At 64.7% G+C, this 24,796-nt stretch carries 18 protein-coding genes, 2 tRNA genes and 3 rRNA genes; 13 read left to right on the forward strand and 10 right to left on the reverse strand.

What is annotated here, in order from left to right; translation table 11 throughout:
* Nucleotides 1–153: 153 nt before the first annotated feature.
* The 7 genes from BM43_RS01585 to BM43_RS01615 all read left to right on the forward strand — a co-directional run bounded on the left by BM43_RS01585 (nt 154) and on the right by BM43_RS01615 (nt 7,512).
* Nucleotides 154–1,686 (forward strand): 16S ribosomal RNA (locus BM43_RS01585).
* A 64-nt stretch (nt 1,687–1,750) separates the two neighbouring features.
* Nucleotides 1,751–1,827, forward strand: a tRNA-Ile gene (locus tag BM43_RS01590).
* Nucleotides 1,828–1,863: 36 nt separating this feature from the next.
* Nucleotides 1,864–1,939: transfer RNA gene (locus BM43_RS01595), tRNA-Ala, on the forward strand.
* A gap of 295 nt (nt 1,940–2,234) precedes the next feature.
* Nucleotides 2,235–5,111 (forward strand): 23S ribosomal RNA (locus BM43_RS01600).
* 186 nt (nt 5,112–5,297) lie between these two features.
* Nucleotides 5,298–5,411, forward strand: a 5S ribosomal RNA gene (gene rrf / locus BM43_RS01605).
* Together the 16S, 23S and 5S rRNA genes with 2 tRNA genes alongside form the textbook arrangement of a ribosomal RNA operon.
* Before the next feature lie 244 nt (nt 5,412–5,655).
* Nucleotides 5,656–5,898: a DUF3717 domain-containing protein gene (locus tag BM43_RS01610; protein WP_013689375.1), complete on the forward strand. Its 243-nt coding sequence runs from the start codon at nt 5,656–5,658 to the stop codon at nt 5,896–5,898.
* Nucleotides 5,899–6,087: 189 nt separating this feature from the next.
* Nucleotides 6,088–7,512 (forward strand): DHA2 family efflux MFS transporter permease subunit, encoded by a 1,425-nt coding sequence (locus BM43_RS01615; protein WP_036054454.1) that lies wholly within the window; start codon nt 6,088–6,090, stop codon nt 7,510–7,512.
* A gap of 7 nt (nt 7,513–7,519) precedes the next feature.
* On the opposite strand, the gene BM43_RS01620 is transcribed toward BM43_RS01615, so the two are convergent.
* The 3 genes from BM43_RS01620 to BM43_RS01630 all read right to left on the reverse strand — a co-directional run bounded on the left by BM43_RS01620 (nt 7,520) and on the right by BM43_RS01630 (nt 11,061).
* Entirely contained in the window at nt 7,520–8,296 is a 777-nt protein-coding gene (locus BM43_RS01620) for a 2OG-Fe(II) oxygenase (protein ID WP_230676363.1), read from the reverse strand.
* Between the two features lie 117 nt (nt 8,297–8,413).
* Nucleotides 8,414–9,994, reverse strand: coding sequence for an inorganic phosphate transporter (locus BM43_RS01625; RefSeq protein ID WP_036054451.1), 1,581 nt, complete (start codon nt 9,992–9,994; stop codon nt 8,414–8,416).
* Between the two features lie 179 nt (nt 9,995–10,173).
* Complete coding sequence (locus BM43_RS01630) at nt 10,174–11,061, reverse strand: DMT family transporter (protein WP_036054447.1); 888 nt, start codon at nt 11,059–11,061, stop codon at nt 10,174–10,176.
* A 184-nt stretch (nt 11,062–11,245) separates the two neighbouring features.
* Between BM43_RS01630 and BM43_RS01635 the strand changes: the two genes are divergently transcribed.
* Nucleotides 11,246–12,604, forward strand: a complete 1,359-nt coding sequence (locus BM43_RS01635; RefSeq protein WP_036056962.1) for an aminotransferase-like domain-containing protein — start codon at nt 11,246–11,248, stop codon at nt 12,602–12,604.
* 90 nt (nt 12,605–12,694) lie between these two features.
* Here the strand turns inward: BM43_RS01635 and BM43_RS01640 are convergent, their stop codons facing one another.
* Nucleotides 12,695–14,038, reverse strand: a complete 1,344-nt coding sequence (locus tag BM43_RS01640) for an MFS transporter (protein WP_036054444.1) — start codon at nt 14,036–14,038, stop codon at nt 12,695–12,697.
* A gap of 52 nt (nt 14,039–14,090) precedes the next feature.
* The gene (speB, locus tag BM43_RS01645; protein ID WP_036029109.1) at nt 14,091–15,047 is read right to left on the reverse strand and encodes an agmatinase; all 957 of its coding nucleotides are present in this window, start codon (nt 15,045–15,047) and stop codon (nt 14,091–14,093) included.
* A 159-nt stretch (nt 15,048–15,206) separates the two neighbouring features.
* Here speB and BM43_RS01650 point away from each other — a divergent pair, with 159 nt between their 5' ends.
* Nucleotides 15,207–16,121, forward strand: coding sequence for a LysR family transcriptional regulator (locus BM43_RS01650; RefSeq protein WP_036054442.1), 915 nt, complete (start codon nt 15,207–15,209; stop codon nt 16,119–16,121).
* 69 nt (nt 16,122–16,190) lie between these two features.
* Here BM43_RS01650 and BM43_RS01655 read toward each other — a convergent pair whose 3' ends face one another.
* Entirely contained in the window at nt 16,191–16,655 is a 465-nt protein-coding gene (locus tag BM43_RS01655) for an Lrp/AsnC family transcriptional regulator (RefSeq protein ID WP_025100722.1), read from the reverse strand.
* A gap of 183 nt (nt 16,656–16,838) precedes the next feature.
* Between BM43_RS01655 and BM43_RS01660 the strand changes: the two genes are divergently transcribed.
* On the forward strand, nt 16,839–17,471 hold the full coding sequence (locus BM43_RS01660) for a LysE family translocator (RefSeq protein ID WP_036054440.1): 633 nt from the start codon (nt 16,839–16,841) through the stop codon (nt 17,469–17,471).
* A 22-nt stretch (nt 17,472–17,493) separates the two neighbouring features.
* On the opposite strand, the gene BM43_RS01665 is transcribed toward BM43_RS01660, so the two are convergent.
* From BM43_RS01665 to BM43_RS01675, 4 genes are all read right to left on the reverse strand, one after another.
* A complete protein-coding gene (locus BM43_RS01665) occupies nt 17,494–17,751 on the reverse strand; it encodes a PAAR domain-containing protein (RefSeq protein WP_036054438.1) in 258 nt (85 codons plus the stop codon).
* Between the two features lie 27 nt (nt 17,752–17,778).
* Complete coding sequence (locus BM43_RS01670; RefSeq protein ID WP_124083623.1) at nt 17,779–18,387, reverse strand: hypothetical protein; 609 nt, start codon at nt 18,385–18,387, stop codon at nt 17,779–17,781.
* A gap of 20 nt (nt 18,388–18,407) precedes the next feature.
* Complete coding sequence (locus tag BM43_RS42545) at nt 18,408–18,563, reverse strand: hypothetical protein (protein ID WP_308729544.1); 156 nt, start codon at nt 18,561–18,563, stop codon at nt 18,408–18,410.
* A gap of 228 nt (nt 18,564–18,791) precedes the next feature.
* Complete coding sequence (locus tag BM43_RS01675) at nt 18,792–19,964, reverse strand: gamma-butyrobetaine dioxygenase (RefSeq protein ID WP_036054436.1); 1,173 nt, start codon at nt 19,962–19,964, stop codon at nt 18,792–18,794.
* A 139-nt stretch (nt 19,965–20,103) separates the two neighbouring features.
* On the opposite strand from BM43_RS01675, the gene BM43_RS01680 reads away from it, so the two are divergent.
* From BM43_RS01680 to BM43_RS01690, 3 genes are all read left to right on the forward strand, one after another.
* On the forward strand, nt 20,104–21,015 hold the full coding sequence (locus BM43_RS01680; protein ID WP_017920667.1) for a LysR substrate-binding domain-containing protein: 912 nt from the start codon (nt 20,104–20,106) through the stop codon (nt 21,013–21,015).
* 228 nt (nt 21,016–21,243) lie between these two features.
* Nucleotides 21,244–22,857 carry a S53 family peptidase gene (locus tag BM43_RS01685; protein WP_036054434.1) on the forward strand — a complete coding sequence of 538 codons (1,614 nt, stop codon included), beginning with the start codon at nt 21,244–21,246 and terminating at the stop codon, nt 22,855–22,857.
* Between the two features lie 231 nt (nt 22,858–23,088).
* A complete protein-coding gene (locus BM43_RS01690) occupies nt 23,089–24,765 on the forward strand; it encodes a S10 family peptidase (RefSeq protein WP_036054432.1) in 1,677 nt (558 codons plus the stop codon).
* Nucleotides 24,766–24,796: the final 31 nt, after the last annotated feature.

The raw sequence follows: 24,796 nt of genomic DNA on the forward strand, positions 1-24,796 counted from the left end.
CGCTTGATGGCAGCGGTCCTGATCTCCGGATCAGGTCAGCAAAAGTATCAAGAGTCTCACACAAAAGTAAGTCAGGTTTGTGAAGCAATTCATTAACCTGTCAGCTTTGAGTGAGCGACCGGTTCATTAGAACCGAAAACAGTAACAGGTATTGAACTGAAGAGTTTGATCCTGGCTCAGATTGAACGCTGGCGGCATGCCTTACACATGCAAGTCGAACGGCAGCACGGGTGCTTGCACCTGGTGGCGAGTGGCGAACGGGTGAGTAATACATCGGAACATGTCCTGTAGTGGGGGATAGCCCGGCGAAAGCCGGATTAATACCGCATACGATCCACGGATGAAAGCGGGGGACCTTCGGGCCTCGCGCTATAGGGTTGGCCGATGGCTGATTAGCTAGTTGGTGGGGTAAAGGCCCACCAAGGCGACGATCAGTAGCTGGTCTGAGAGGACGACCAGCCACACTGGGACTGAGACACGGCCCAGACTCCTACGGGAGGCAGCAGTGGGGAATTTTGGACAATGGGCGAAAGCCTGATCCAGCAATGCCGCGTGTGTGAAGAAGGCCTTCGGGTTGTAAAGCACTTTTGTCCGGAAAGAAATCCTGAGGGCTAATATCCTTCGGGGATGACGGTACCGGAAGAATAAGCACCGGCTAACTACGTGCCAGCAGCCGCGGTAATACGTAGGGTGCGAGCGTTAATCGGAATTACTGGGCGTAAAGCGTGCGCAGGCGGTTTGTTAAGACCGATGTGAAATCCCCGGGCTCAACCTGGGAACTGCATTGGTGACTGGCAAGCTAGAGTATGGCAGAGGGGGGTAGAATTCCACGTGTAGCAGTGAAATGCGTAGAGATGTGGAGGAATACCGATGGCGAAGGCAGCCCCCTGGGCCAATACTGACGCTCATGCACGAAAGCGTGGGGAGCAAACAGGATTAGATACCCTGGTAGTCCACGCCCTAAACGATGTCAACTAGTTGTTGGGGATTCATTTCCTTAGTAACGTAGCTAACGCGTGAAGTTGACCGCCTGGGGAGTACGGTCGCAAGATTAAAACTCAAAGGAATTGACGGGGACCCGCACAAGCGGTGGATGATGTGGATTAATTCGATGCAACGCGAAAAACCTTACCTACCCTTGACATGGTCGGAATCCTAGAGAGATCTGGGAGTGCTCGAAAGAGAACCGATACACAGGTGCTGCATGGCTGTCGTCAGCTCGTGTCGTGAGATGTTGGGTTAAGTCCCGCAACGAGCGCAACCCTTGTCCTTAGTTGCTACGCAAGAGCACTCTAGGGAGACTGCCGGTGACAAACCGGAGGAAGGTGGGGATGACGTCAAGTCCTCATGGCCCTTATGGGTAGGGCTTCACACGTCATACAATGGTCGGAACAGAGGGTCGCCAACCCGCGAGGGGGAGCTAATCCCAGAAAACCGATCGTAGTCCGGATTGCACTCTGCAACTCGAGTGCATGAAGCTGGAATCGCTAGTAATCGCGGATCAGCATGCCGCGGTGAATACGTTCCCGGGTCTTGTACACACCGCCCGTCACACCATGGGAGTGGGTTTTACCAGAAGTGGCTAGTCTAACCGCAAGGAGGACGGTCACCACGGTAGGATTCATGACTGGGGTGAAGTCGTAACAAGGTAGCCGTATCGGAAGGTGCGGCTGGATCACCTCCTTTCTCGAGCTAATACCGCGAAAGTTGAGCGTTCACGCTTATCGGCTGTAAATCAAGACAGACTCAGGGGTCTGTAGCTCAGTCGGTTAGAGCACCGTCTTGATAAGGCGGGGGTCGTTGGTTCGAATCCAACCAGACCCACCAATTGTCTGGCGGTAGAAACCTGAGACGTCTCTGTATGGGGGCATAGCTCAGCTGGGAGAGCACCTGCTTTGCAAGCAGGGGGTCGTCGGTTCGATCCCGTCTGCCTCCACCAATCTTCAATGACAAACGTTCGGGTCAGTTGACTCGAGTCTTTGTCATTGGCGATTGAGCCAGTCAGAGGATATTGAAAGATATCGGCTGTCGTTCTTTAACAATCTAGAAGAAGTAGTAATTTGGATAGCGGAAGCGTCTATTGAGATGGGCGTGGAAACTATCCGGGTTGTGATTGTATCGATGTATCTCAAGATGATTCGAACTTCATGTTCGGCTCAATTGGAATACGGCACAAATGCGAGAACTCAACCTGTAGCGGCCTGTCAAGCGAAAGCGAGACAGACTCGTTATAGGGTCAAGCGAACAAGTGCATGTGGTGGATGCCTTGGCGATCACAGGCGATGAAGGACGCGGTAGCCTGCGAAAAGCTACGGGGAGCTGGCAAACGAGCTTTGATCCGTAGATGTCCGAATGGGGAACCCACTCCTTTTGGAGTATCCATAGCTGAATACATAGGCTATGTGAAGCGAACGCGGTGAACTGAAACATCTAAGTAACCGCAGGAAAAGAAATCAACCGAGATTCCCAAAGTAGTGGCGAGCGAAATGGGAAGAGCCTGTACTCTTTATTTGTATTGTTAGTCGAACGCTCTGGAAAGTGCGGCCATAGCAGGTGATAGCCCTGTAGACGAAAACAGTATGAAAGAACTAGGTGTACGACAAGTAGGGCGGGACACGTGAAATCCTGTCTGAAGATGGGGGGACCATCCTCCAAGGCTAAATACTCGTGATCGACCGATAGTGAACCAGTACCGTGAGGGAAAGGCGAAAAGAACCCCGGGAGGGGAGTGAAATAGATCCTGAAACCGCATGCATACAAACAGTCGGAGCCTCGTAAGGGGTGACGGCGTACCTTTTGTATAATGGGTCAGCGACTTACGTTCAGTAGCAAGCTTAACCGAATAGGGCAGGCGTAGCGAAAGCGAGTCCGAATAGGGCGTTCAGTTGCTGGGCGTAGACCCGAAACCAAGTGATCTATCCATGGCCAGGATGAAGGTGCGGTAACACGTACTGGAGGTCCGAACCCACTAACGTTGAAAAGTTAGGGGATGAGCTGTGGATAGGGGTGAAAGGCTAAACAAACTTGGAAATAGCTGGTTCTCTCCGAAAACTATTTAGGTAGTGCCTCGTGTCTCACCTTCGGGGGTAGAGCACTGTCATGGTTGGGGGGTCCATTGCGGATTACCCCGCCATAGCAAACTCCGAATACCGAAGAGTGCAATCACGGGAGACAGACATCGGGTGCTAACGTCCGGTGTCAAGAGGGAAACAACCCAGACCGCCAGCTAAGGTCCCCAAATATAGCTAAGTGGGAAACGAAGTGGGAAGGCTAAAACAGTCAGGAGGTTGGCTTAGAAGCAGCCACCCTTTAAAGAAAGCGTAATAGCTCACTGATCGAGTCGTCCTGCGCGGAAGATGTAACGGGGCTAAGCTATATACCGAAGCTGCGGATGCATATTTATATGCATGGTAGGAGAGCGTTCCGTAAGCCTGCGAAGGTGCATTGTAAAGTGTGCTGGAGGTATCGGAAGTGCGAATGCTGACATGAGTAGCGATAAAGGGGTGAAAGGCCCCCTCGCCGTAAGCCCAAGGTTTCCTACGCAACGTTCATCGGCGTAGGGTGAGTCGGCCCCTAAGGCGAGGCAGAAATGCGTAGCTGATGGGAAGCAGGTCAATATTCCTGCACCATTGTTAAATGCGATGGGGGGACGGATCGCGGAAGGTTGTCCGGGTGTTGGAAGTCCCGGTCGCTGCGTTGGAGAAGGCACTTAGGCAAATCCGGGTGCAGAATTCAAGGGCGTGGCGCGAGCTTCTTAGGAAGCGAAGCAATTGGAAGTGGTTCCAGAAAAGCCTCTAAGCTTCAGTTTAACAGTGACCGTACCGCAAACCGACACAGGTGGGCGAGATGAGTATTCTAAGGCGCTTGAGAGAACTCGGGAGAAGGAACTCGGCAAATTGGTACCGTAACTTCGGGATAAGGTACGCCCCTGTAGCTTGACTGGCCTGCGCCAGAAGGGTGAAGGGGTTGCAATAAACTGGTGGCTGCGACTGTTTAATAAAAACACAGCACTCTGCAAACACGAAAGTGGACGTATAGGGTGTGACGCCTGCCCGGTGCCGGAAGATTAAATGATGGGGTGCAAGCTCTTGATTGAAGTCCCGGTAAACGGCGGCCGTAACTATAACGGTCCTAAGGTAGCGAAATTCCTTGTCGGGTAAGTTCCGACCTGCACGAATGGCGTAACGATGGCCACACTGTCTCCTCCCGAGACTCAGCGAAGTTGAAGTGTTTGTGATGATGCAATCTCCCCGCGGCTAGACGGAAAGACCCCATGAACCTTTACTGTAGCTTTGCATTGGACTTTGAACCGATCTGTGTAGGATAGGTGGGAGGCTATGAAACCGGAACGCTAGTTTCGGTGGAGCCGTCCTTGAAATACCACCCTGGTTTGTTTGAGGTTCTAACCTTGGCCCGTGATCCGGGTCGGGGACAGTGCATGGTAGGCAGTTTGACTGGGGCGGTCTCCTCCCAAAGTGTAACGGAGGAGTACGAAGGTACGCTAGGTACGGTCGGAAATCGTGCTGATAGTGCAATGGCATAAGCGTGCTTAACTGCGAGACCGACAAGTCGAGCAGGTGCGAAAGCAGGTCATAGTGATCCGGTGGTTCTGTATGGAAGGGCCATCGCTCAACGGATAAAAGGTACTCTGGGGATAACAGGCTGATACCGCCCAAGAGTTCATATCGACGGCGGTGTTTGGCACCTCGATGTCGGCTCATCTCATCCTGGGGCTGTAGCCGGTCCCAAGGGTATGGCTGTTCGCCATTTAAAGAGGTACGTGAGCTGGGTTTAAAACGTCGTGAGACAGTTTGGTCCCTATCTGCCGTGGGCGTTGGATATTTGAAGGGGGCTGCTCCTAGTACGAGAGGACCGGAGTGGACGAACCTCTGGTGTACCGGTTGTCACGCCAGTGGCATCGCCGGGTAGCTATGTTCGGAAGAGATAACCGCTGAAAGCATCTAAGCGGGAAACTCGCCTTAAGATGAGATATCCCTGGAGGCTTGACCTCCTTGAAGGGTCGTTCGAGACCAGGACGTTGATAGGTCAGGTGTGTAAGCGCAGTAATGCGTTCAGCTAACTGATACTAATTGCCCGTAAGGCTTGATCCTATAACCAGTCTGCGCCGATGTTCGCAGGTGCCAAGGCACCGCGATTATCCCGTCCTGAGCCCAAGCTCAGGATCTTGGAGCGCGACAGGTCATACAGATGGAGTCTCGTGTGCTGATACACACAACCCCGTTACTACTTCTTCGAGATTGGTCGTGGCGCTCATAGCGACGCGACAACCCCTTTAGCCTGATGACCATAGCGAGTCGGTACCACCCCTTCCCATCCCGAACAGGACCGTGAAACGACTCCACGCCGATGATAGTGCGGATTGCCCGTGTGAAAGTAGGTAATCGTCAGGCTTCCCTTCATGACAACCCCCGTTGCCTCAAGGCAGTGGGGGTTTTGTCTTTCCAGCCGCCAGAAAACTAATCCAATTCAAATCCCTTATCCCTGTCTGGATTAGTCGTGCGCGATGGTATGCTACGCGTCCCCGATGCGGAACGAATTGCATCCGCCATCCGGTCTAATTCAATTGCCCCGTCTGATTCACGATTTATTCGCCGATTAATCGCAGCTATCCAACGGGATAATCAGCAAGGAACCATGACTGCAACTTCCAGCGATAAGACGACCCAGCCGATTTCCATCGTAAGGATCGAATCCGCGATCAATGCATGGCGTGAAATTCATCTGCCCGCCGAGATCGACGAGGACTACGCGCTCGACAGCGCGAGCAGTTGTCTCGCTGAGGTATATGGTTCGATGATTTTCCATGGCGAATCGAGCGTCGAACTCGAGCTGCTGACACAGGACCAGCGCGACGCGCTGCTGGCGACCGAGGTCTGAGCGTCGCCGCGCGCGGCACCTGCGTCGCGCGTTTCCCGAATTCCTGGATGAATGCACCCCTGATGGACCCGCGTCGTCGATAAAACCCGCATCGACACGCGGGCGAAAGCTCGCGTGCGTATCATTCGGAGTACCATCGCCGCTCGGCACGCCTCGCCGGCTCCCACTATCCTCCGCTCGATCAAGCGCATGACCGACTCCAACGTGGATCGTCGCCCGACGACAGGTTTCCTCCCGTATCTCGTGGCCGCCACGTTCTTCATGGAGTATCTCGACACGACCGTCATCGCCACCGCCTTGCCGCAGATGGCCAGGTCGTTCGGCGTCGGCCCGAATGCGCTCAGTCTCGGCATGACCGCCTACATGCTGGCGCTCGCCGTGTTCATTCCGATCAGCGGCTGGATCGCCGATCGTTTCGGCTCGCGCACCGTGTTCGGCTCCGCCATCGCCGTGTTCACCATTGCATCCGTGCTGTGCGGCATGTCCGACGGCGTCGGCACCTTCACGGCCGCGCGTCTGCTGCAGGGCATCGGAGGCGCGATGATGGTGCCGGTCGGCCGCATGATCGTGGTACGCAGCACCGACAAGGCCCAGCTGATGCGCGCCATCGCGACCATCACCTGGCCGGGCATCGTCGCTCCCGTGGTCGGGCCGCCCGTCGGCGGCTTCATCACCACCTACGCATCCTGGCGCTGGATCTTCCTGCTCAACGTGCCGCTCGGCATCGCCGCGCTCGCCTGCGTGCTGCTGCTGGTGAGGAACGAACGCGCCGAGGAGGCACGTCCGCTCGACTGGCTCGGCTTCATCCTGTCGGGCGCGACACTGACCTGCGTGCTGTGCGGCACCGAAGCGCTCGGCCAGCAGGATGCGCACTTCATGGAAGCGCTGGGCCTGATCATGGCCGCCGTCGTGTTCGGTGCGCTCGCCTGGTGGCACGCGCAGCGCACGCCGCATCCCTTGCTCGATTTCAGCACGCTGAAGGTGCCGACCTTTTCCGTGACCATCTTCACCGGCTCGATCACGCGGATCGCGATCAACGCGGTGCCCTACCTGCAGCCGCTGCTGTTCCAGGTCGGCTTCGGCATGTCGCCATTCCAGTCCGGCCTGCTGCTGCTGGCCAGCGCGACCGGCAATCTCGGCATGAAGGCGCTGACCTCGTGGATTCTCGACCGCTTCGGCTTCCGCCGCGTCGCGCTGGTCGACGTCACGATCGCCGGCTTCGCGACCATCGCCTGCGGCTGGCTCACGGCCTCCACGCCGCTGGTGATCACGCTGTTCGTGGTGTTCGTCTACGGCCTGTCGCGCTCGATGCAGTTCTCGACGCTGGCCACCCTGGCCTTCGCCGACGTCCCGCCGAAGCAGACCAGCGCCGCCAGCACGCTGTCGAGCGCCGCGCAGCAGATGACGATCGGCATGGGCATCGCTTTCGGCGCGATGTCGCTGCGCCTCGCCTCGCTGATGCGCGGCGACGAAACCGGCACGCACTACGTGATGGCCGATTTCCGCTGGGCCTTCCTGGCCGCCGGCGTGCTCGCGCTGCTGACGCTGCCCGGTTACGCGCGTCTCGCCGCCAACGCCGGCGATCGCCTGCGCGCGAGTGTGTCGAAGAGCTGAACCCGGCTCACTCGGCGTCGTGGAAGATCAGGCCCAGCGTATGCCGATGTCCGCTGCGCAGCCGGCTCACGCCATGCCGCAGATTCACACGATAGACGCCGCGCACGCCTTGCTGCGGCCGTCCATGCACGGCGAAGATCGCCGCATCGCCGCGCGCGAGCGGCACCACCTCCACGCGTGACTGCATGCGCGGCCGCTGCTCGGTCAGCACGAATTCGCCGCCGGTGAAATCCTCGCCCGGCTGGGACAGCAGGACGGCGACCTGCAGCGGAAACACGTGCTCGCCATACAGGTCCTGGTGCAGGCAGTTGTAGTCGCCATCCCCGTAGCGCAGGATCAACGGCGTGGGCCTCGACTGACCGGCCGCATGACAGCGCGCGAGAAAGGCCTCGTGCTCGGCCGGGAAGCGCGACTCGATGCCGAGCGCGCGATGCCAGTCGTTGGCGATCGGCGCGAGCGGCGCATACATCTCGCGACGCAAGCGAGCCAGCCCATCCGGCAGCGGATAGGCGAAGTAGCGATACTCGCCGCGACCGAAGCCATGACGAGCCATCACCACCCGGCTTCGATAACGCGCCTCGTCGTCATAAGCGGCGATCAGCGCATCGCAGGCGCGTCGATCCAGCAGGCCTTTCACGACCGCCACGCCATGCGCGTTCAGCGCGTCGCGAATCGCGGCCCAATCGAGCGAGGCCGGCGCGAGTGCGCCGGCCAGCACCGGATCGGCCCAATCGAGCGGGGAGGGAAGCGACACCGCGCGGCGTCGCTCGGGGCAGGCAGTCATGATGGCGCTCCGCATCCATACGTCAGGGCGACCATCCTATCGACCGGCGGGGCGCGACGCGCCCCGATTCTTGCGCTGTATTTCCGCGCCGTCATGCACGGCGCCCGGCGTGCCGGATCAGAACAGCGAGTGGAACACCCAATACAGCAGGCCGGCCAGCGCGATCGAGGCCGGCAGCGTCAGCACCCAGGCCATGATCAGGCTGCGCACGGTCGACCATTGCAGGCCCGAGCCGTTCGCCGCCATGGTGCCCGCCACGCCCGAGGACAGCACGTGGGTGGTCGACACCGGCAGCCCGTACATGTCGGCGGCGCCGATCGTGATCATCGCGACCGCCTCGGCCGAGGCGCCCTGGCCATAGGTCAGGTGCTGCTTGCCGATCTTCTCGCCGACCGTCACCACGATGCGCTTCCAGCCCACCATGGTGCCCAGGCCGAGCGCCAGCGCGACGGCCACCTTGACCCAGGTCGGGATGAACTTGGTGGCGTGATCGAGCTGCTGGCGATAGTTGTCGATCGCGGCGTGATCGTCGGCGGAGAAGGCCGGCTGCTTGGCCTTCTCCATCAGGCGGATCGCTTCCGACACCAGGTACATGGTGTTGCGCAGGTTGTCGACATCGCCTTGCGGCACGCTCGCGATCGAGCCCGTCGAGCCGACCGCGGCCGCCAGCGAGTTCGACAGTTGCTGCACGGCCGGCAGCGTTTCCGGCTTCAGCTCGCGCGTCTGCACATAGGTCTCGACCGCCTGGCGCGAGTTGGCCGGCGCCGCGATGCCGTTGGTGTACTTGCCGAAGGAGGCCGCGGCCTGGTGCGCGACGGCGATGAAGGTCTGCGACTCGGCCGGCGTGACGGCCTTGTTCAGCGCATAGGCGGTCGGCACGGTGCCGATCAGGATCAGCATGATCAGGCCCATGCCCTTCTGGCCGTCGTTCGAGCCGTGCGCGAAGGACACGCCGGTGCAGGTCAGGATCAGCAGGCAGCGGATCCAGAACGGCGGCGCCTGGTCCTTGGGCGGCTCCTTGTAGAGCGCGGGCACCTTCAGCACGGCCTTGAGGATCAGCAGCAGCAGGCCGGCGAACAGGAAGCCGACGATCGGCGAGAACAGCAGCGACTTGCCGACGCCGAGCGCCTGGCTCCAGTCCACGCCGCTGGTGCCCGAGGCGCCGTGCATCAGCTGGTTCATCAGGCCCACGCCGATAATCGAGCCGATCAGCGTGTGCGAGCTCGAGGAGGGCAGGCCGAAGTACCAGGTGGCGAGGTTCCAGACGATGGCCGCGATCAGCAGCGCGAACACCATCGCGAAGCCGGCGCCGCTGCCGACCTGCAGGATCAGCTCGACCGGCAGCAGTTGCAGGATGCCAAACGCGACCGCGCCGCTGGAGAGCAGCACCCCGGCGAAATTCCACAGCCCCGACCAGACCACGGCGACGTTCGGGGTCAGCGAATGCGTGTAGATCACGGTGGCGACCGCGTTGGCCGTGTCGTGGAAGCCGTTGACGAACTCGAAACCGAGCGCGATCAGCAGCGCCGTGCCGAGCAGCAGGTAGGGGAAGATCGAGTGTTCGCCGACCGGGGCGAGATCGGCGAGCAGGTGGCTGAGCACGTAGGCGCCACCGGCGACGAGCACGACGAAGAAGATCACCAGACCGAGATGCCGCGAGCGGCCGAGGTCGACTGAGGACGACGCAGGTTGATTCATGGCGGGCAGGGGAGGTGGGTTGCGGGGATCGCCCGATCCTAGCGCCGCGACTTAGGCAGTTTGATGACATTGCAGGAAGCCGCCCGATGTCTTTCGTTCTGCTTTCGAGTGCGGGCGATGATCGCGCCGCGCATACCGCTTGTCGCCGTGCCCCCTGGTTGCCTCGGGCGGCGTCGGCTTCAGCGCGCCGGCCGCGCCGCCGGCGCCCCCGCGAAGCGCCGCGCGCCGGCCACGCAGGCCACCACCACCGCCGTCACCACCAGCATCGAGGCCGGCACCGCCTCGTGCAGGAGCCAGGCGGCCAGCAGGAAGCCGAAGAAGGGCTGCAGCAGTTGCAACTGGCCGACGCCGGCGATGCCGCCGAGCGCCAGCCCGCGATACCAGAACACGAAGCCGATCAGCATGCTGAACAGGGACACATAGGCCAGCCCCCACCAGGCCGGCGCTTCGATCGCGGCGAACGAGGCCGGGCGCATCGCGATCGCGATCGGCAGCATCAGCGGCAGCGACAGCACCAGCGCCCAGGAGATCACCTGCCAGCCGCCCAGCTTGCGCGACAGGCGCGCGCCTTCCGCGTAGCCGAGCCCGCAGACCAGGATCGCCGCCACCATCAGCAGGTCGCCCAGCGGCGAGGCGTCGATGCCGTCGCGCAGCGCGAACGCGACCACCGCCGCGCTGCCGATCGACGAAAACACCCAGAAGGCCGCGCGCGGACGTTCGCCGCCGCGCAGCACGCCGAAGATCGCGGTCGCCAGCGGCAGCAGCCCGACGAACACGATCGCGTGCGCCGAGGTGATGTGCTGCAGCGCCAGCGCGGTCAGCAGCGGAAAGCCGACCACCACGCCGAACGCGACGATCGCCAGCGGCAGCAGGTCGACGCGCGCCGGCCGCGATTCACGGAAGGCGAGCAGCAGGGCGATCGCCAGCAGGCCGGCGATCGCCGCGCGCGCCACCGTCAGGAACAGCGGGTCGAAGCCGTGCACGGCGATCCGCGTGGCCGGCAGCGAGCCGCTGAAGATCAGGACACCGAGGAAACCGTTCAGCCAGCCTTGGGTGGAGTTCTGCATGGCGCATCCGTCGAATGAATGGAAGGAGGAGCGTTCCAGCATCCCATGCCGGGGCGTCCAGGTTAAGCTACGGATCAGCACAATCCAGGGAAACTGTACTGATCGAGGAGCCGGACAGATGGCGAGCGAAAACGAGGTGAGGGCGGCGGAGCCCGCGGCCACGGGCAGCCGCGTCGCGCGGGTGATGGCCACGCTGCGGGCGCGGATCGCCAATCGCAGCCTGATGCCGGGCGCGCGCGTGCCTTCGGTGCGCTCGATGGCGGAGCTGCTCGGCGTATCGAAATCGACCGTGGTCGAGGCCTATGACCGACTGGTGGCCGAGGGCGCGCTATCGGCCCGGCGCGGCGCCGGTTTCTTCGTGGCCGGCCACGCGCCGCCGTTCGCGCTGGCCGACGTGGGCCCGAGCCTGGACCGCGAGCTCGACCCGCTGTGGCTGACGCGGCAATCGCTGGAAGCCGGCAGCGACGCGCTGAAGCCCGGAGCGGGCTGGCTGCCGGCCGCCTGGCTGCCCGACGAGGGCGTGCGCCGCGCGCTGCGGGCCGTGGCGCGCGACGCGCAGGTCGACCTGGCCGACTACGGCGCGCCGCGCGGGCTGCCGGCGCTGCGCCAGCAACTCGCGCTACGGCTGGCGCAGCACGGCATCGAGGCGGCGGCCGACCAGTTGCTGCTGACCGACGGCGGCACCCACGCGCTCGACCTGCTGTGCCGCTTCCTGCTCGAACCGGGCGACACCGTGGTGCTCGACGATCCCTGCTACTTCAATTTCCAGGCGCTGCTGCGTGCCCATCGCGTGCGGCTGGTCAGCGTGCCCTACACCGCCAACGGGCCCGATCCGGAAGCCTTCGCGCGGGTGCTGACCGAGCATCGCCCGCGCCTCTACGTGACCAACTCGGCGATCCACAACCCGACCGGCGCGACGCTGGCGCCGGCCGTCGCGCATCGCGTGCTGATGCTGGCGGCCGAGCACGACCTGCTGATCGTCGAGGACGACATCTTCGCCGACTTCGAGATCGAGCCCGCGCCGCGGCTGGCGGCCTTCGACGGCCTGTCGCGCGTGATCGCGATCGGCAGCTTCTCGAAGACGTTGTCGGCGGCGGTGCGCTGCGGCTACATCGCCACGCGGCGCGACTGGATCGATCCGCTGATCGATCTCAAGCTCGCCACCACCTTCGGCAACGGCGGCCTCAGTTCGGCGGTGGTGCATCGCCTGCTGGTGGACGGCACCTACCGGCGCCATCTCGACGGCCTGCGCGCGCGGCTCGGCGACGCGCGCAGCGAAACCTTGCGGCAACTGACGGCGGCCGGCCTCGAGGTGCCGATCCGGCCGCGCGCGGGAATGTTCCTGTGGGCCGAGCTGCCCGAAGGGCTGGACGCGGCCGTGGTGGCGCGCCATGCGCTCGACGAGGGCGTGGTGCTGGCGCCGGGCAATGTCTTCAGCGTCTCGCGCAACGCGACGCGATACCTGCGTTTCAACGCCTCGCAGAGCAACCGGCCGGCCATCCATGCCGCGCTGCGTCGCGCGATGGCGCGCGCGGCGGGGTAAGGCGGATCATCGGATGAGAAGCGGCCGCGGCTGGCACGACCTCGATCGATACCGGCAGCTGTGGATGAGGCCGTGTTACCTGAGGCGGCCTTACCTCGCCGCCGCGGTCGCCGCGCGCAGCTCGCCCTTGCCGGCGTGCTCGTGCAGGCCACGATCGAGCCGCCCGGCATCGCCGCGCCGCACGATCTTCAGCACGCAGAAGCCCGACAACAGCGCCGCCGCCGTGTACTGCAGCGCGAGCGGCCACCATTGCGGGGCGCTGTTCTGCGCGATCACGGTAGCGACCAGCGGCGTCAGGCCGCCGGCCAGCGCGCCGCAGACCTGGTACGAGATCGAGATCGCCGTGTAGCGGATCCGCGCCGCGAACATGCCGCTGACGAAGCCCGCCACCACCGCGTAATAACCCGATTCGGCCAGCGTCGCGAGGCCGATGCCGAGCGTGATGCTCAGCGGCGTGCCGGCATGCACCAGCGGCAGCATGATGAAGGGCACCACGGCGGCCCAGGCGGCCGTGGCCAGCAGTACGCGATTGGTACCGAAGCGCTGCGCCACCCAGGCCGCGCCGAGCTGCACCACGAACTGCAGGCCCGCCACGATGGTCATGCAATGCAGCACCATCGAGCGATCCAGCGACAGGAACTGGGTCGCGTAGCTGATCATGAAGATGTTGCTGAAATAGACGCCGGCGATGCCGTAGACGTTCGCGCCGATCGCGAGCAACAGCAGCGGCCACTGGCGCAGCGCCTCGCGCACCGGGTTGGCCGCCATCTCGCCGCTCGCCTTGACCTCGACGAACTCGGGCGACTCCGACACGCTCGCGCGAATCGCGAAGCCCACCACCAGCAGCACCGCGCTGGCCAGGAAGGGCAGGCGCCAGCCCCAGCTCATCAGGTCTTCCTTCGACAAGGTGCTGATCGCGCCGAAGGCCACCATCGACAGGATCAGGCCGCTGGCGCTGCCCAGTTGCGCGAACGAGGCGAAGAAGGTGCGCTTGCCTTCCGGCGCGTGCTCGCCGGCCAGCAGCACCGCGCCGCCCCATTCGCCGCCAACCGCGATGCCCTGCAGCACGCGCATCAGCACCAGCAGCACCGGCGCCAGCGCGCCGGCCTGCGCGTAGGTCGGCAGCAGGCCGATCGCCACCGTGGCGACGGCCATCAGCAGCAGGGTGGCCAGCAACGAGCGCTTGCGGCCGTAGCGATCGCCGAGATAGCCGAACAGCAGGCCGCCGAGCGGGCGCGCGAAGAAGCCCACCGCGAACGAGCCGAACGAGGCGAGCAGGCTGACGAGACGGCTTTCGCCGGGAAAGAACAGCGGGCCGAACACGATGGCGGCCGCCGTGGCGTAGCTGTAGAAGTCGTACCACTCGATGGTGGTGCCGACGAACGACGCGAGTGCCGCCCGCCGAGGTTGCCTGACCGGCGTTTGCGTGTGCATCTTGACATCTCCTCCTGGTTCTTCTGGTGCTGGCTGGTGCGGCGCTGGCCGGTCAGTCGCGATACTTGACGCCGGGGAACGCGCAGAGCAGTTCGTAGGCGATGTTCGCGCCGAGCAGCGCGGTGGTGCCGAACGGATCGTAGGGCGGGGCCACCTCCACCAGGTCGGCGCCGACGATGTTCAGGCCGTAGGTACCCCGAACGATCTCGAGCGCCTGTGGCACGGTCAGGCCGGCGATCTCGGGCGTGCCGGTGCCGGGCGCGTAGGCCGGGTCGATGCCGTCGATGTCGAAGCTGATGTAGACCGGCGTGTCGCCGATCTGCTCGCGCACCTCGCGCATCAGCGGCGCCAGCGACTGGTTCCAGCAGGCCTCGGCCTGCACCACCCGGAAGCCCTGCTGGCGGCACCAGTCGAAATCCTCGGCGGCGTAGCCGGTGCCGCGCAGGCCGATCTGCACCACCCGGTCGGTGGCCAGCAGGCCTTCCTCGACGGCGCGGCGGAACGGCGTGCCGTGCGCGATCTTCTCGCCCATCATGGTGTCGTTGACGTCGGCGTGCGCATCGACGTGGATCAATGCGACCTTGCCGTGCTTGCGGTGGATCGCGCGCAGGATCGGCAGCGCGATGGTGTGGTCGCCGCCGAGCGTGATCGGCTTGCAGTCGTGCGCGAGGATCGCGTCGTAGGCCGCCTCGATGCGGGCGATCGAGTCGTGCAGGTTGTAGGGGTTGATCGCCACGTCGCCGACGTCGGCGATGCGCAGCGAATCGAAGGGCGCCGCGCGCGTGGCCATGTTGTAGGGGCGCAGCAGCACCGATTCCGAGCGGATCTGGCGCGGGCCGAAGCGCGCGCCGGTGCGGTTCGAGGTGCCCAGGTCGAAGGGCACGCCGACGAAGCAGACGTCGAGGCCGGCCGCGTCCTGCACGTGCGGCAGGCGCATCATGGTGGCGATGCCGCCGCTGCGCGGCATTTCGTTGCCGCCGAGCGGCTGGAAGTAGCGGGAATCGTTCATGGGGAGCTGTCTCGTTGATTCTGTTTCGTGTGGATCGATAGCCGCCGTATCATTCGACGCGGCGCGACGCACAGTTGTACGCGCTTTGCCGGGCTGGAAAAATGCCAAGGTTTCGACGTCAACATCGATCGGAATCGATGTAAACAAGGGGAGTCATTCGTGCTGGGGAATCTGTCGACGCTGGATCTGCGCCTGATCCGGGTGTTTCTCGCGGTGGCCGACGCGGGCGGCGTGACCGCCGCGCAGGCGGTGCTCAACGTCGGCCAGTCGACCATCAGCGCCCAGTTGTCGTCGCTCGAGACGCGCCTGGGCTACCGGCTCTGCGAGCGCGGCCGCAGCGGCTTCCGGCTCACGCCCAAGGGCGAGCGCTTCCAGGCCATGAGCCGCAAGCTGCTGGTGGCGCTCGACGAGTTCGGCGGCGCCGCGCGCCACATGGACAAGCAACTGGTGGGCACGCTCAACATCGGCTTGATCGGCCACACGCCGATCAGCCAGAACGCGCGGATCGCCGAGGCGATCGCCGCGTTTCGCACCCGCGACGAGGCCGTGAAGTTCTCGATCTCGGTGCGCCCGCCGGGTGACCTGGAGGAAAAGCTGCTCGGCGACGAGATCCAGATCGCGGTCGGCTATTTCTGGCACCGCGTGCCGGTGCTCGACTACACGCCGCTGTTCGTCGAGCGGCAGGTGGCCTATTGCGGGCGCGGGCATGCGCTGTTCGAGCAGGCGGGCGCCCTGGCCGCCGCCGACGTGGCCGGCCACGAATGGGCCTGGCGGACCTACCCGCTGCCCGAGGCGCAGCTCTCGACCTCGCCCGACCGCGTGACCGGCACTGCCGACAACATGGAGGCGGTGGCGCTGCTGATCCTCTCGGGGCACCACCTCGGCTACCTGCCCGAGCATTTCGCGGCGCCCTATGTCGCCCAGGGGCTGCTGGCGCCGCTCAATCCCGAGTTGCTCAACTACGACGTGACCTTCCACATGGTGGTGGCGCGCCGGGCGAAAAAGGACCCGATCGTGGCCGCCTTCCTCGAGGACCTGGCCAGCGCCCACCTGCGCGTGCCGGTTGCGCGCTGAATCTTCGCGGGCCGCGCTCCCAAGGGCGGCTCGCTTCCTCTCGCTGCCGCCGCGTCCGGCGCGGCCGGCTCAGCCGATCGGCAGGCCCTCGTCGGCCTTGACCTCGCGCAGCGACAGCACCGATTCCACCGAAGTGACGCCCGGCAGCACGCGCAGCGCGTCGCGCACGAAGCTGCCGTAGTCGTCGAGGTCGCGCCCGATCACCTGCAGCAGGTAGTCGGCCGAGCCCGACACGTTGTGGCAGGAGAGGATGCGCGGCATCGCCATCACCTCGCGCTCGAAGCGGTCGGCGAGGCTGCGGTCGTGCACGGCGATGCGCAGCAGCACGAAGGCCACCACGCCGTAGCCGAGCCGCTTGCGCGATAGCTGGCCGCGATAGCGCTCCACGTAGCCTTCGGTTTCGAGCCGCTTCAGGCGGCGCGCGCAGGGCGTCTCGCTGAGGCCGACCGAATCGGCGAGGCGGGCGATCGGGATGCGGCCGTCGCGTTGCACCGCGGCGAGGATGGCGCGATCGGTTTTGTCGAGCTCGTTCATGGTGGGAGGGGATTCCTTCGTTTGATCTTAGAAATATAGAGGAATCACGCTCAGATGTGAGTGGTGTCGCCTATAAATGGCTCAAAAACACTCCGGCGACACGGGCAAGATGGAAGCCGTTTCCAGCGTGGCCCGGCGCCGCGCGAGACCTGTCCAACCGTTTCCTGGCCGTCTTCCCGCACCATGATTTCGCTCCACCTGCTTGCCCTCTACGTCGCGGCGCTGGCCGCCATCTACGCCTTGCCCGGTCCCGACATGGCGCTGCTGCTGCAGACCGGCATCAATCGCGGGATGCGCCCCGGTTTCGCGGCCGCCGCCGGGCTCGGCATCGCGCGCGCCGCGCATGTGACGCTGTCGGCCTGCGGGGTGGCGGCCCTGCTGCGTACCGCGCCCTGGCTCTACGATCTGGTGCGTTATGGCGGCGCGGCCTACCTGGTCTATGTGGCCTGGCAGATCTTCCGCTCGCCGCCGTTCGCCATGAACGCGGCGGCGGCAGCCGGCACGGCGCGCAGCGGCGCGCTGCGACAGGCTTTCGTGAAAGGCTTGCTGACCAACCTGCTGAACCCCAAGGCGCTGCTGTTCTGCTCGGTGCTGCTGCCGCAGTTCGTGCGGCCCGAGGCGGGTTCGGTCGGCTTGCAGGTCAGCCTGCTCGGCGCGCTGCTGGTGGCTACCGGCATCGTCTTCGATTCGGCCTATGTGAGCGGCGCCTCGCGGATCGCGGCCTGGATGCGCGCGCATCCACTGGCGCAGACGGTGCAGCGCTATACCTTCGCGCTCGCGCTGTTCGCGTTCGCGGCGCGGCTGTCGATGGATTGAGGGCGGCCGGGCGCCGGCCGTGTCATCGCGGGCCGCCGCTCGGTAGCGTGGAGATCAGCGTGCAGCCGCATTCGCAGCGGTCGCCGTCCTGAGCGATCTCGAGGCCATGGTCCAGCGCGCGCGAACTCGCCCCGGCGATGCGCGTATCGCCATGCTCGGGACAGGACACCGGGTCGCCTTTCCTGGCGACCGCCTTGCCCATGAATAAGCAGGTCGGCGATCCCTGCTTCACCTGACCATGGGAACTGGTGGGATCGCCCACACGAATCACGCCTGCCATAGGTCTTCCTTGGATCAGCCCGATCCGTCAATCGGGATAGTTCTGCTCGGTCAGGGTGAGCGCGCTGCCGTTGACCGAGAATTGATAGGCGAGCGCGTCGCCGCCGCGCAGCGAGCGCGTCGAGAACGTGATGGCCGCGGTGCCCACCGTGAAATGCTTGTCGAGTTCCACGGCGCTGAGCTTGCCGGCGATGACGGCTGCCGAATACGGCGACAGCGGCGGCGGCATGTTAAGGCTCTTGACGAGCTTGCGCATGCGTGCGTTCTGCTCGGCGTCGTTGACCACGCGTGCTTCGTAGATGTACTTGGCGCCGGTGATCGATTTCAGATGAGCGACGTCGTCGTCCTCCCACTGGTACTTCTGGAGCAGTTGCGGCAGCGTCAGCGCCGCGCCTTTCTGCACCTTCACGCAGCACACTACCGCCGCCCGCGTGCCCACGTCGACCAGGCCGCTGAACACGGTGTCCTCGTCGAGCTTCTGGTTGGTGAACACGAAGTCCCTGCGCTGGCGGGCGTGATCGCCTTGCGCGCTCGCGACCGACAACTGCTCCCAGATTCCCACGGCTGGCGAGGCCTGCGCGTGAGCCAGATGACATGCCGCCAGGGCGGCGATCGACACTACGAATTTGCGCATCATGCTTTCCGGTTCCTGCTCGATCAATGGCCCGTGTCGGACCAGTGCATGTTTTCCTTGGGGAAGTACGTGACGCCATAGCCGTCGCCCACGTGTTTCAGGTCGGCGAACGAGTTGATCTTCACGTCGTGGCCGCTGGCATCCTTCATCGTCTTGCCGACATAGCCGCTGATATTCATGTCCACCGCGGCGCCGAAATTGTGCCGCGATTTCCCGGGTCGGACGACCGCCTGCTTGGCGGAATGTGCCCTCTCTTTAAATCGGGAAAATATACATAATTCACGATAATAGAAAAAATTACTTCGACATTAATTGAAAAGGCTAATTAAGGTGGGTATTCGAGAACCTGTCTTTCAAAGCTTTCGGCGACGATCCGGATGGCATGCGGTACACCATGGCCGAACCGGTCAGCCCGATCTTCCCGCCTGTCGCTCCAGCACCCGGATCCGCGAAAGCAACTCGTCCCGATCCACGTAGCAGCCCTGGAAATGCCGCGCGCCGCTGGCCGGATCGAAGGCATCGCGCGCGTGCAGCACGCGCCGGTTGTCGAAGCACCAGGCGCGGCCGGCCTCCAGGCGCATCCGGAAGCGGAAGCGCGGCTCGCGCGTCATCGCCAGGAAGCGCCGATAGGCGCGGTAATAATCCTCCATCCGCTCGGCCTCGACATCGAAGGCGCCGCGCAGGAAGTTCGCGCAGCGGACCTCGGCGATCTCGCCGAGCGCATCGAGCGCGATCACCGGCGCGATGCATCGATAGTCGCTGCGCCGATCCTTGTTGCGAAACTCGACCGGCACCTCGCAGAGCAGCCGGTATAGATCCGGCGCTTCCTCGCGCATCGCCTCGGCGATCGCGAAGCCGTCGACGAAGCTGCTGTCGCCGCCGCGCGCATCGTTGACCAGTGCATGCAGGAACTGCAGGCCCGGCTGCAACTCGCGCGTCGGCAAATCGGTGTGCAGCGGCAGGTTGAACGCGGTATAGGCATTGCTATCGGCATCGACCTTGGAGCGCACGTCGAACAGCGTGCCGAAGTTGGTTTCGCGCACGAAGGCGAAGCGCGCGACCAGGCGCGCCAGCGTGCCCGGCTCGGTCGGCATGCCGCGCAACTGCGTGAGCCCGACATCGCGCGCCGCGCCCAGCCAGGCCAGCAGCGTCGCGTCGTCCTCCATCACCGCGTCGTGCTCGAACACCGGCAGCGCCAGCCCGGCGCGCCAGCGTTGCGGCCGGGCGCGCGCCCGGCGGCGCTCGGCGCGCGAGGCGGCGTCGTAGGCATGCGCGCGCAGCCAGCCCGGATCGAAGCGGCTCGCGTGGCCATCGGCCCAGCGCACCGCGAGCGCGCCGCCTTCGTCCACCCAGGCTTGCGTTGGGCGCAGGTCCTCGGGCGCGTCGACGATCTCGAATACCTGCTCGCGCGTCACGGCATACACGCAGTCGGGGCAGGGGCAGTTGTCGCGCAGCCAGGGATGGTGGAACGGGCTGAGGCGACCGTCGCCCCAGGTCACGGCCAGGTGGCCGGCTTCCATTCGAACGGCTTGCAGGGGGCTGACCAGGGGATAGATGCGGTAATCGGCGATCGTGTTCATGGTGAAAGGCTTCCGGAAGCGGGCGGGGATCGGCAGACCCGTGAGGCGCGGCGAACGTGACCTCACGCCTTGCCGATCTTCAGGCCGCCGCCGGCTGTGCTACAAACGATGTTTTCGTCGCCAGGTATTACCTGCAATCATGAATAAGCTCGGCAAGTCGCTGCCCCCGCTGGCCAGCCTGCTGCCCTTCGAGGCGGCCGCCCGCCTGGGCAGTTTCTCGCGCGCGGCCGACGAGCTGCATTTGACCCAGGCCGCGGTCAGCCGGCAGATCCTCGCGCTCGAGCAGGACCTCGGCGTGCGGCTGTTCGAGCGCCGCAACCGCGGGGTCTTCCTGAGCGCCGCCGGGCAGGAATTTCATATGACCCTGGGTAATGCATTGCGCAGCATCGCGGCCGATGCCGATCGCCTGCGCGGGGTGGCCGCCGATAACGAGGTGGTGCTGCTCTGCCAGCTCAGCGAGGCGTTCCACTGGCTGATGCCGCGGCTGTCGAGTTTTCACCAGCGTTGCCCCGAGGTTGCCCTGAAGCTGGCCACCACCACCCGCCCGCTGGTCGAATTCGAAGGCCATTTCGATCTCGCCCTGCAGAGCAGCAATCGAGACAGCGGCCTGCATCCGCTGCTGTTTACCGCCTCGGACGAGGTATTCCCGGTCTGCAGCCCCGCCTACCTGAAACGTCACGGCGGCCGTGTCGAGCCGGGCCGGCTCGGCGGCCACGTGCTGCTGCACCATCACGCGAGGCCCCCTTACCAGCTCGAATGGGATACCTGGCTGGCCGCCGCCGGGCATGCGTTGCCGGCCGACGCGCGCGGCCTGGTGTTCGACAGTTACGCGCTGATGCTGCAGGCCGCCGTCGAGGGACATGGCCTGGCGATCGGCTGGCGGCGCACCTCGGGACGCATGATCGAAAACGGCACGCTGGTCGCGCCGTGCAACGAATCGATCCGGCTGCCCGAGGCCATCGCGGTGCATCGGCGCCACGGCCTGATCGAGCGCCCCGAGCTCGCGCGCTTCGTCGAATGGCTGCGCGAGGAACTGGCCGGACCCGATTGATCGGGCGGCAACGGTTTGTTGCATTTGTTGCTTTCCACAAGGCTCCGGCGCCACGAAACGCGCGCGCGAGTTTGCCGCCACTGCTTTACACTCGTCTGGCCGTTCCTATCCAGATCGATCGATTGCGGCGTCGCTGAGAGGACGCCGTCAACCTGCCGGAACCGAGTCGGGCAGGGCAGGTCGGATTTTCCGTAGTCCGTGCAACACGGTATCCAGGAGGGTCACAACATGGCAAGGCATCTTCACGCCGGCAGCGAACCTAAGGTCATCACGGAATCGAAGTGCATCGGCGCATGCGATCCCGCCGAGCGGATCCACGTGACGGTGATGCTGCGACGCGAGGGAGAACAGGCGCTCGACGCGCTGGTCGACAAGCTCGCCAGCGGCGACCCGGCCGCCAAGCCGGTATCGCGCGAGGATTTCGCCAAGCGTTTCGGCGCCAGGGCGGACGACATCCAGCACACCGAGGCGTTCGCCAAGCGCCACCAGCTGACGGTGGAGCGCGTCGATCCGGTGCAGAGCGTGGTGGAGCTGGCCGGCACCATCGCCCAGTTCGAGAATGCGTTCGGCGTCAAGCTCGAGAAGTACGAACATCATGCGATCGGCTCGTTCCGCGCGCGCACCGGCGCGATCGCGCTGCCCGACGAGTTGCACGACGCGGTCACCGCCGTGCTCGGCCTCGACACGCGCCCGCAGGCGCATCCCCACTTCCGCTTCCGTCCGCCGTTCCAGCCCGCGCGCAGCGGCGCCGACACCTCGTATACGCCGCTGCAACTGGCCTCGATCTACAACTTCCCGGAAGGCGACGGCGCGGGCCAGTGCATCGCGCTGGTCGAGCTCGGCGGCGGTTATCGCGCGGCCGACATCCGGCAATATTTCGAGCAGCTCGGCGTCAAGCCGCCGAAGCTGGTCGACGTCAGCGTCAACGGCGGGCGCAACGCGCCGACCGACGATCCGAACGGCCCCGACGGCGAGGTCGCGCTCGATATCGAGGTGGCCGGCGCGATCGCGCCGGGCGCGACCATCGCAGTCTATTTCGCGGGCAACAGCGACGCGGGCTTCATCCAGTCGGTCAACCAGGCGATCCACGACAGCACCAACCGCCCCTCGGTGGTGTCGATCAGCTGGGGCGGCCCGGAAGCCTCATGGACGCAACAATCGATCACCGCGTTCAACAACGTGCTGAAGACGGCCGCCTCGCTCGGCGTGACGGTCTGCGCGGCCTCGGGCGACAGCGGCTCGAGCGACGGGCTGCAGGACGGTTCGAACCATGTCGACTTCCCGGCCTCGAGCCCCTACGTGCTGGCCTGCGGCGGCACCACGCTGGACGCGCAGGCCGGGCAGGGGATCCGTCGCGAGGTGGTATGGAACGACGAGGCGGCCAGCGGCGGCGCGGGCGGCGGCGGCGTCAGCGCGGTGTTCCCGGCGCCCTCGTACCAGAAGGGGCTGTCGGCCAAGGCGACCGGCGGCGGCAGCACGCCGCTGAGCCAGCGCGGCGTGCCCGACGTGGCGGGTGACGCCTCGCCGACCACCGGCTACATCATCTCGATCGCGGGCACCTCCGCCGTGCTGGGCGGCACCAGCGCGGTGGCGCCGCTGTGGGCGGCGCTGATCGCGCGCATCAACGCGAACGGCAAGAGCCCGGTGGGCTGGGCCAATCCCAAGCTCTACGCGCAGCCGGGCGCGTTCCACGACATCACGCAGGGCAATAACGGCGCGTTCGCGGCGTCCGAGGGCTGGGACGCCTGCACGGGGCTCGGCAGCCCCGACGGCGCGAAGGTGGCGGCCGCGCTCCAAGGCGGCTCGGGCGGCTCGCAGCAGGGCCGCGCGACAGGCGGATAAGCAGGACAGGCAGGAGCGAGCCGCGGGCGAGCCGGCGCATGGGTGCCGGCCGGCTCGCGGCGAGTGGCGTCGCCGCGCAGGCGGCAGGAAGAAGGCAACACGAGGGCAGGACCGTCGAGATCGGCGGCATGGCAAGGATCACCAGCACCATGGGACCAGCACAGGACCAGCACCCCAAGATCAAGCGCGGTTCATTCAAGCACGTTCGATAAAACCAGAAGGAGCGGCACGATGAGCAACCAATCGGGATCTTCGTCAAGCGGCGGCACCTACCCGCTGCATCATGGCGCGCACAATTCGCACGGCGTGCCGCCGACCGTCAATCCGGTCGCGCTCGCGCACGGCCGCGACCAACCCTTCTTCGATCCGGTCGCCTACGGCAACGGTCCCGACGATTCGGTCACCGACACCACCGAGGGCGAGGCCGTCACGCATCACACCATGACGCTCGACGGCAAGCGGATCGCCTACACGGCCACCGCCGGGCATCTGGTGACGGTCGACCCGAGCAGCTCGCAGCCCAACGCGAAGCTGTTCTACGTGGCCTTCACGCAGGACGGGCAGAAGGAGGAGGCGCGCCCGGTCACCTTCTTCTACAACGGCGGACCGGGTTCGTCGTCGGTGTTCGTGCTGCTCGGCTCGTTCGCGCCGCGCCGCATCCGCACCTCGATGCCGAGCTTCACGCCGCCGGCGCCGTACCAGATGGAGGACAACCCGGACAGCCTGCTCGACAAGAGCGACCTGGTGTTCGTGAACCCGGTCGGCACCGGTTATTCGGCGGCCGTGGCGCCGTTCAAGAATCGCAACTTCTGGGGTGTCGACGAGGATGCCGATTCGCTCAAGCAGTTCATCAAGCGCTACCTGACGAAGAACAATCGCTGGAATTCGCCGAAGTACCTGTACGGCGAGTCCTACGGCACCGCGCGCAGCTGCGTGCTGGCCTACAAGCTGCACGAGGACGGCGTCGACCTGAACGGCATCACGCTGCAATCCTCGATCCTCGACTATCGCCAGGCCGGCAACCCGGTGGGCGCGCTGCCGACCGCCGCCGCCGATGCCTGGTACCACAAGCGGCTCGGCGTGACGCCCACGCCCACCGATCTCGGCGCCTTCGTCGAGGAGGTCGCGCAGTTCGCGCGCACCGACTACCTGGAGGCGCTGCGCAAGTTCCCGCAGACCGAGGCGGCGGTGGTGCAGAAGCTGTCCGAATACACCGGCATCGACACCGCCACGCTGCTGTCCTGGAGCCTCGACGTGGCCGGCTACGACGCGCGCGGCAACTCGGTGTTCCTGACCACGCTGTTGCGCGCGCAAGGGCTTTCGCTGGGTTCCTACGACGGGCGCGTGACGGCGATCTCCTCGGGCATCGCCGGCAATATCGATCCGAACTCGGGCGGCAACGACCCGACCATGACGGCCGTGACCGGCGTCTACACGGCGATGTGGAATTCGTATCTGAACGAGCAGTTGAAGTACACCTCGAATTCCGCGTTCACCGACCTCAACGACCAGGCCTTCGCGAACTGGGACTTCAAGCACACCGATCCGACCGGCGCGCAGGTGGGCCTGGACGACAAGGGCAACGTGGTGCTCTACACGGCCGGCGACCTGGCCGCGGTGATGGCGCTCAACGTCGACCTGAAGGTGCTGTCGGCGAATGGGCTCTACGACTTCGTCACGCCCTTCTACCAGACCGTGCTCGACCTGCAGCAGATGCCGCTCGAGGATGCCGGCGTGCGCAAGAACCTGTCGGCGCGTTTTTATCCTTCCGGGCACATGGTCTACCTGGACGGCGGCTCGCGCACCGCGCTCAAGCGCGACGTCGCGGCGATGTACGAGCACACCGTGGCGGATACCGGCGCGGTGATGCGGATTCGCGCGCTGCAGGCGAAGAAACGCGGCGGCTGAGCATCGCGCCCGCGTGGATGACGGGAAGTGG

This window comes from Burkholderia gladioli (genome assembly GCF_000959725.1).
GTDB lineage: Bacteria > Pseudomonadota > Gammaproteobacteria > Burkholderiales > Burkholderiaceae > Burkholderia > Burkholderia gladioli.

What these genes read in the sequence shown, in the direction of transcription:
- BM43_RS01665 (WP_036054438.1), bottom strand. Translation starts at nt 17,751, where the DNA reads ATGGCAGGCGTGATTCGTGTGGGCGATCCCACCAGTTCCCATGGTCAG.
- BM43_RS01620 (WP_230676363.1), bottom strand. Translation starts at nt 8,296, where the DNA reads ATGACTGCCTGCCCCGAGCGACGCCGCGCGGTGTCGCTTCCCTCCCCG.
- BM43_RS01685 (WP_036054434.1), top strand. Translation starts at nt 21,244, where the DNA reads ATGGCAAGGCATCTTCACGCCGGCAGCGAACCTAAGGTCATCACGGAA.
- BM43_RS01655 (WP_025100722.1), bottom strand. Translation starts at nt 16,655, where the DNA reads ATGAACGAGCTCGACAAAACCGATCGCGCCATCCTCGCCGCGGTGCAA.
- BM43_RS01630 (WP_036054447.1), bottom strand. Translation starts at nt 11,061, where the DNA reads ATGCAGAACTCCACCCAAGGCTGGCTGAACGGTTTCCTCGGTGTCCTG.
- BM43_RS01680 (WP_017920667.1), top strand. Translation starts at nt 20,104, where the DNA reads ATGAATAAGCTCGGCAAGTCGCTGCCCCCGCTGGCCAGCCTGCTGCCC.
- BM43_RS42545 (WP_308729544.1), bottom strand. Translation starts at nt 18,563, where the DNA reads ATGAATATCAGCGGCTATGTCGGCAAGACGATGAAGGATGCCAGCGGC.
- BM43_RS01640 (WP_036054444.1), bottom strand. Translation starts at nt 14,038, where the DNA reads ATGCACACGCAAACGCCGGTCAGGCAACCTCGGCGGGCGGCACTCGCG.
- BM43_RS01675 (WP_036054436.1), bottom strand. Translation starts at nt 19,964, where the DNA reads ATGAACACGATCGCCGATTACCGCATCTATCCCCTGGTCAGCCCCCTG.
- speB (WP_036029109.1), bottom strand. Translation starts at nt 15,047, where the DNA reads ATGAACGATTCCCGCTACTTCCAGCCGCTCGGCGGCAACGAAATGCCG.
- BM43_RS01690 (WP_036054432.1), top strand. Translation starts at nt 23,089, where the DNA reads ATGAGCAACCAATCGGGATCTTCGTCAAGCGGCGGCACCTACCCGCTG.
- BM43_RS01670 (WP_124083623.1), bottom strand. Translation starts at nt 18,387, where the DNA reads ATGATGCGCAAATTCGTAGTGTCGATCGCCGCCCTGGCGGCATGTCAT.
- BM43_RS01660 (WP_036054440.1), top strand. Translation starts at nt 16,839, where the DNA reads ATGATTTCGCTCCACCTGCTTGCCCTCTACGTCGCGGCGCTGGCCGCC.
- BM43_RS01615 (WP_036054454.1), top strand. Translation starts at nt 6,088, where the DNA reads ATGACCGACTCCAACGTGGATCGTCGCCCGACGACAGGTTTCCTCCCG.
- BM43_RS01610 (WP_013689375.1), top strand. Translation starts at nt 5,656, where the DNA reads ATGACTGCAACTTCCAGCGATAAGACGACCCAGCCGATTTCCATCGTA.
- BM43_RS01625 (WP_036054451.1), bottom strand. Translation starts at nt 9,994, where the DNA reads ATGAATCAACCTGCGTCGTCCTCAGTCGACCTCGGCCGCTCGCGGCAT.
- BM43_RS01635 (WP_036056962.1), top strand. Translation starts at nt 11,246, where the DNA reads ATGGCCACGCTGCGGGCGCGGATCGCCAATCGCAGCCTGATGCCGGGC.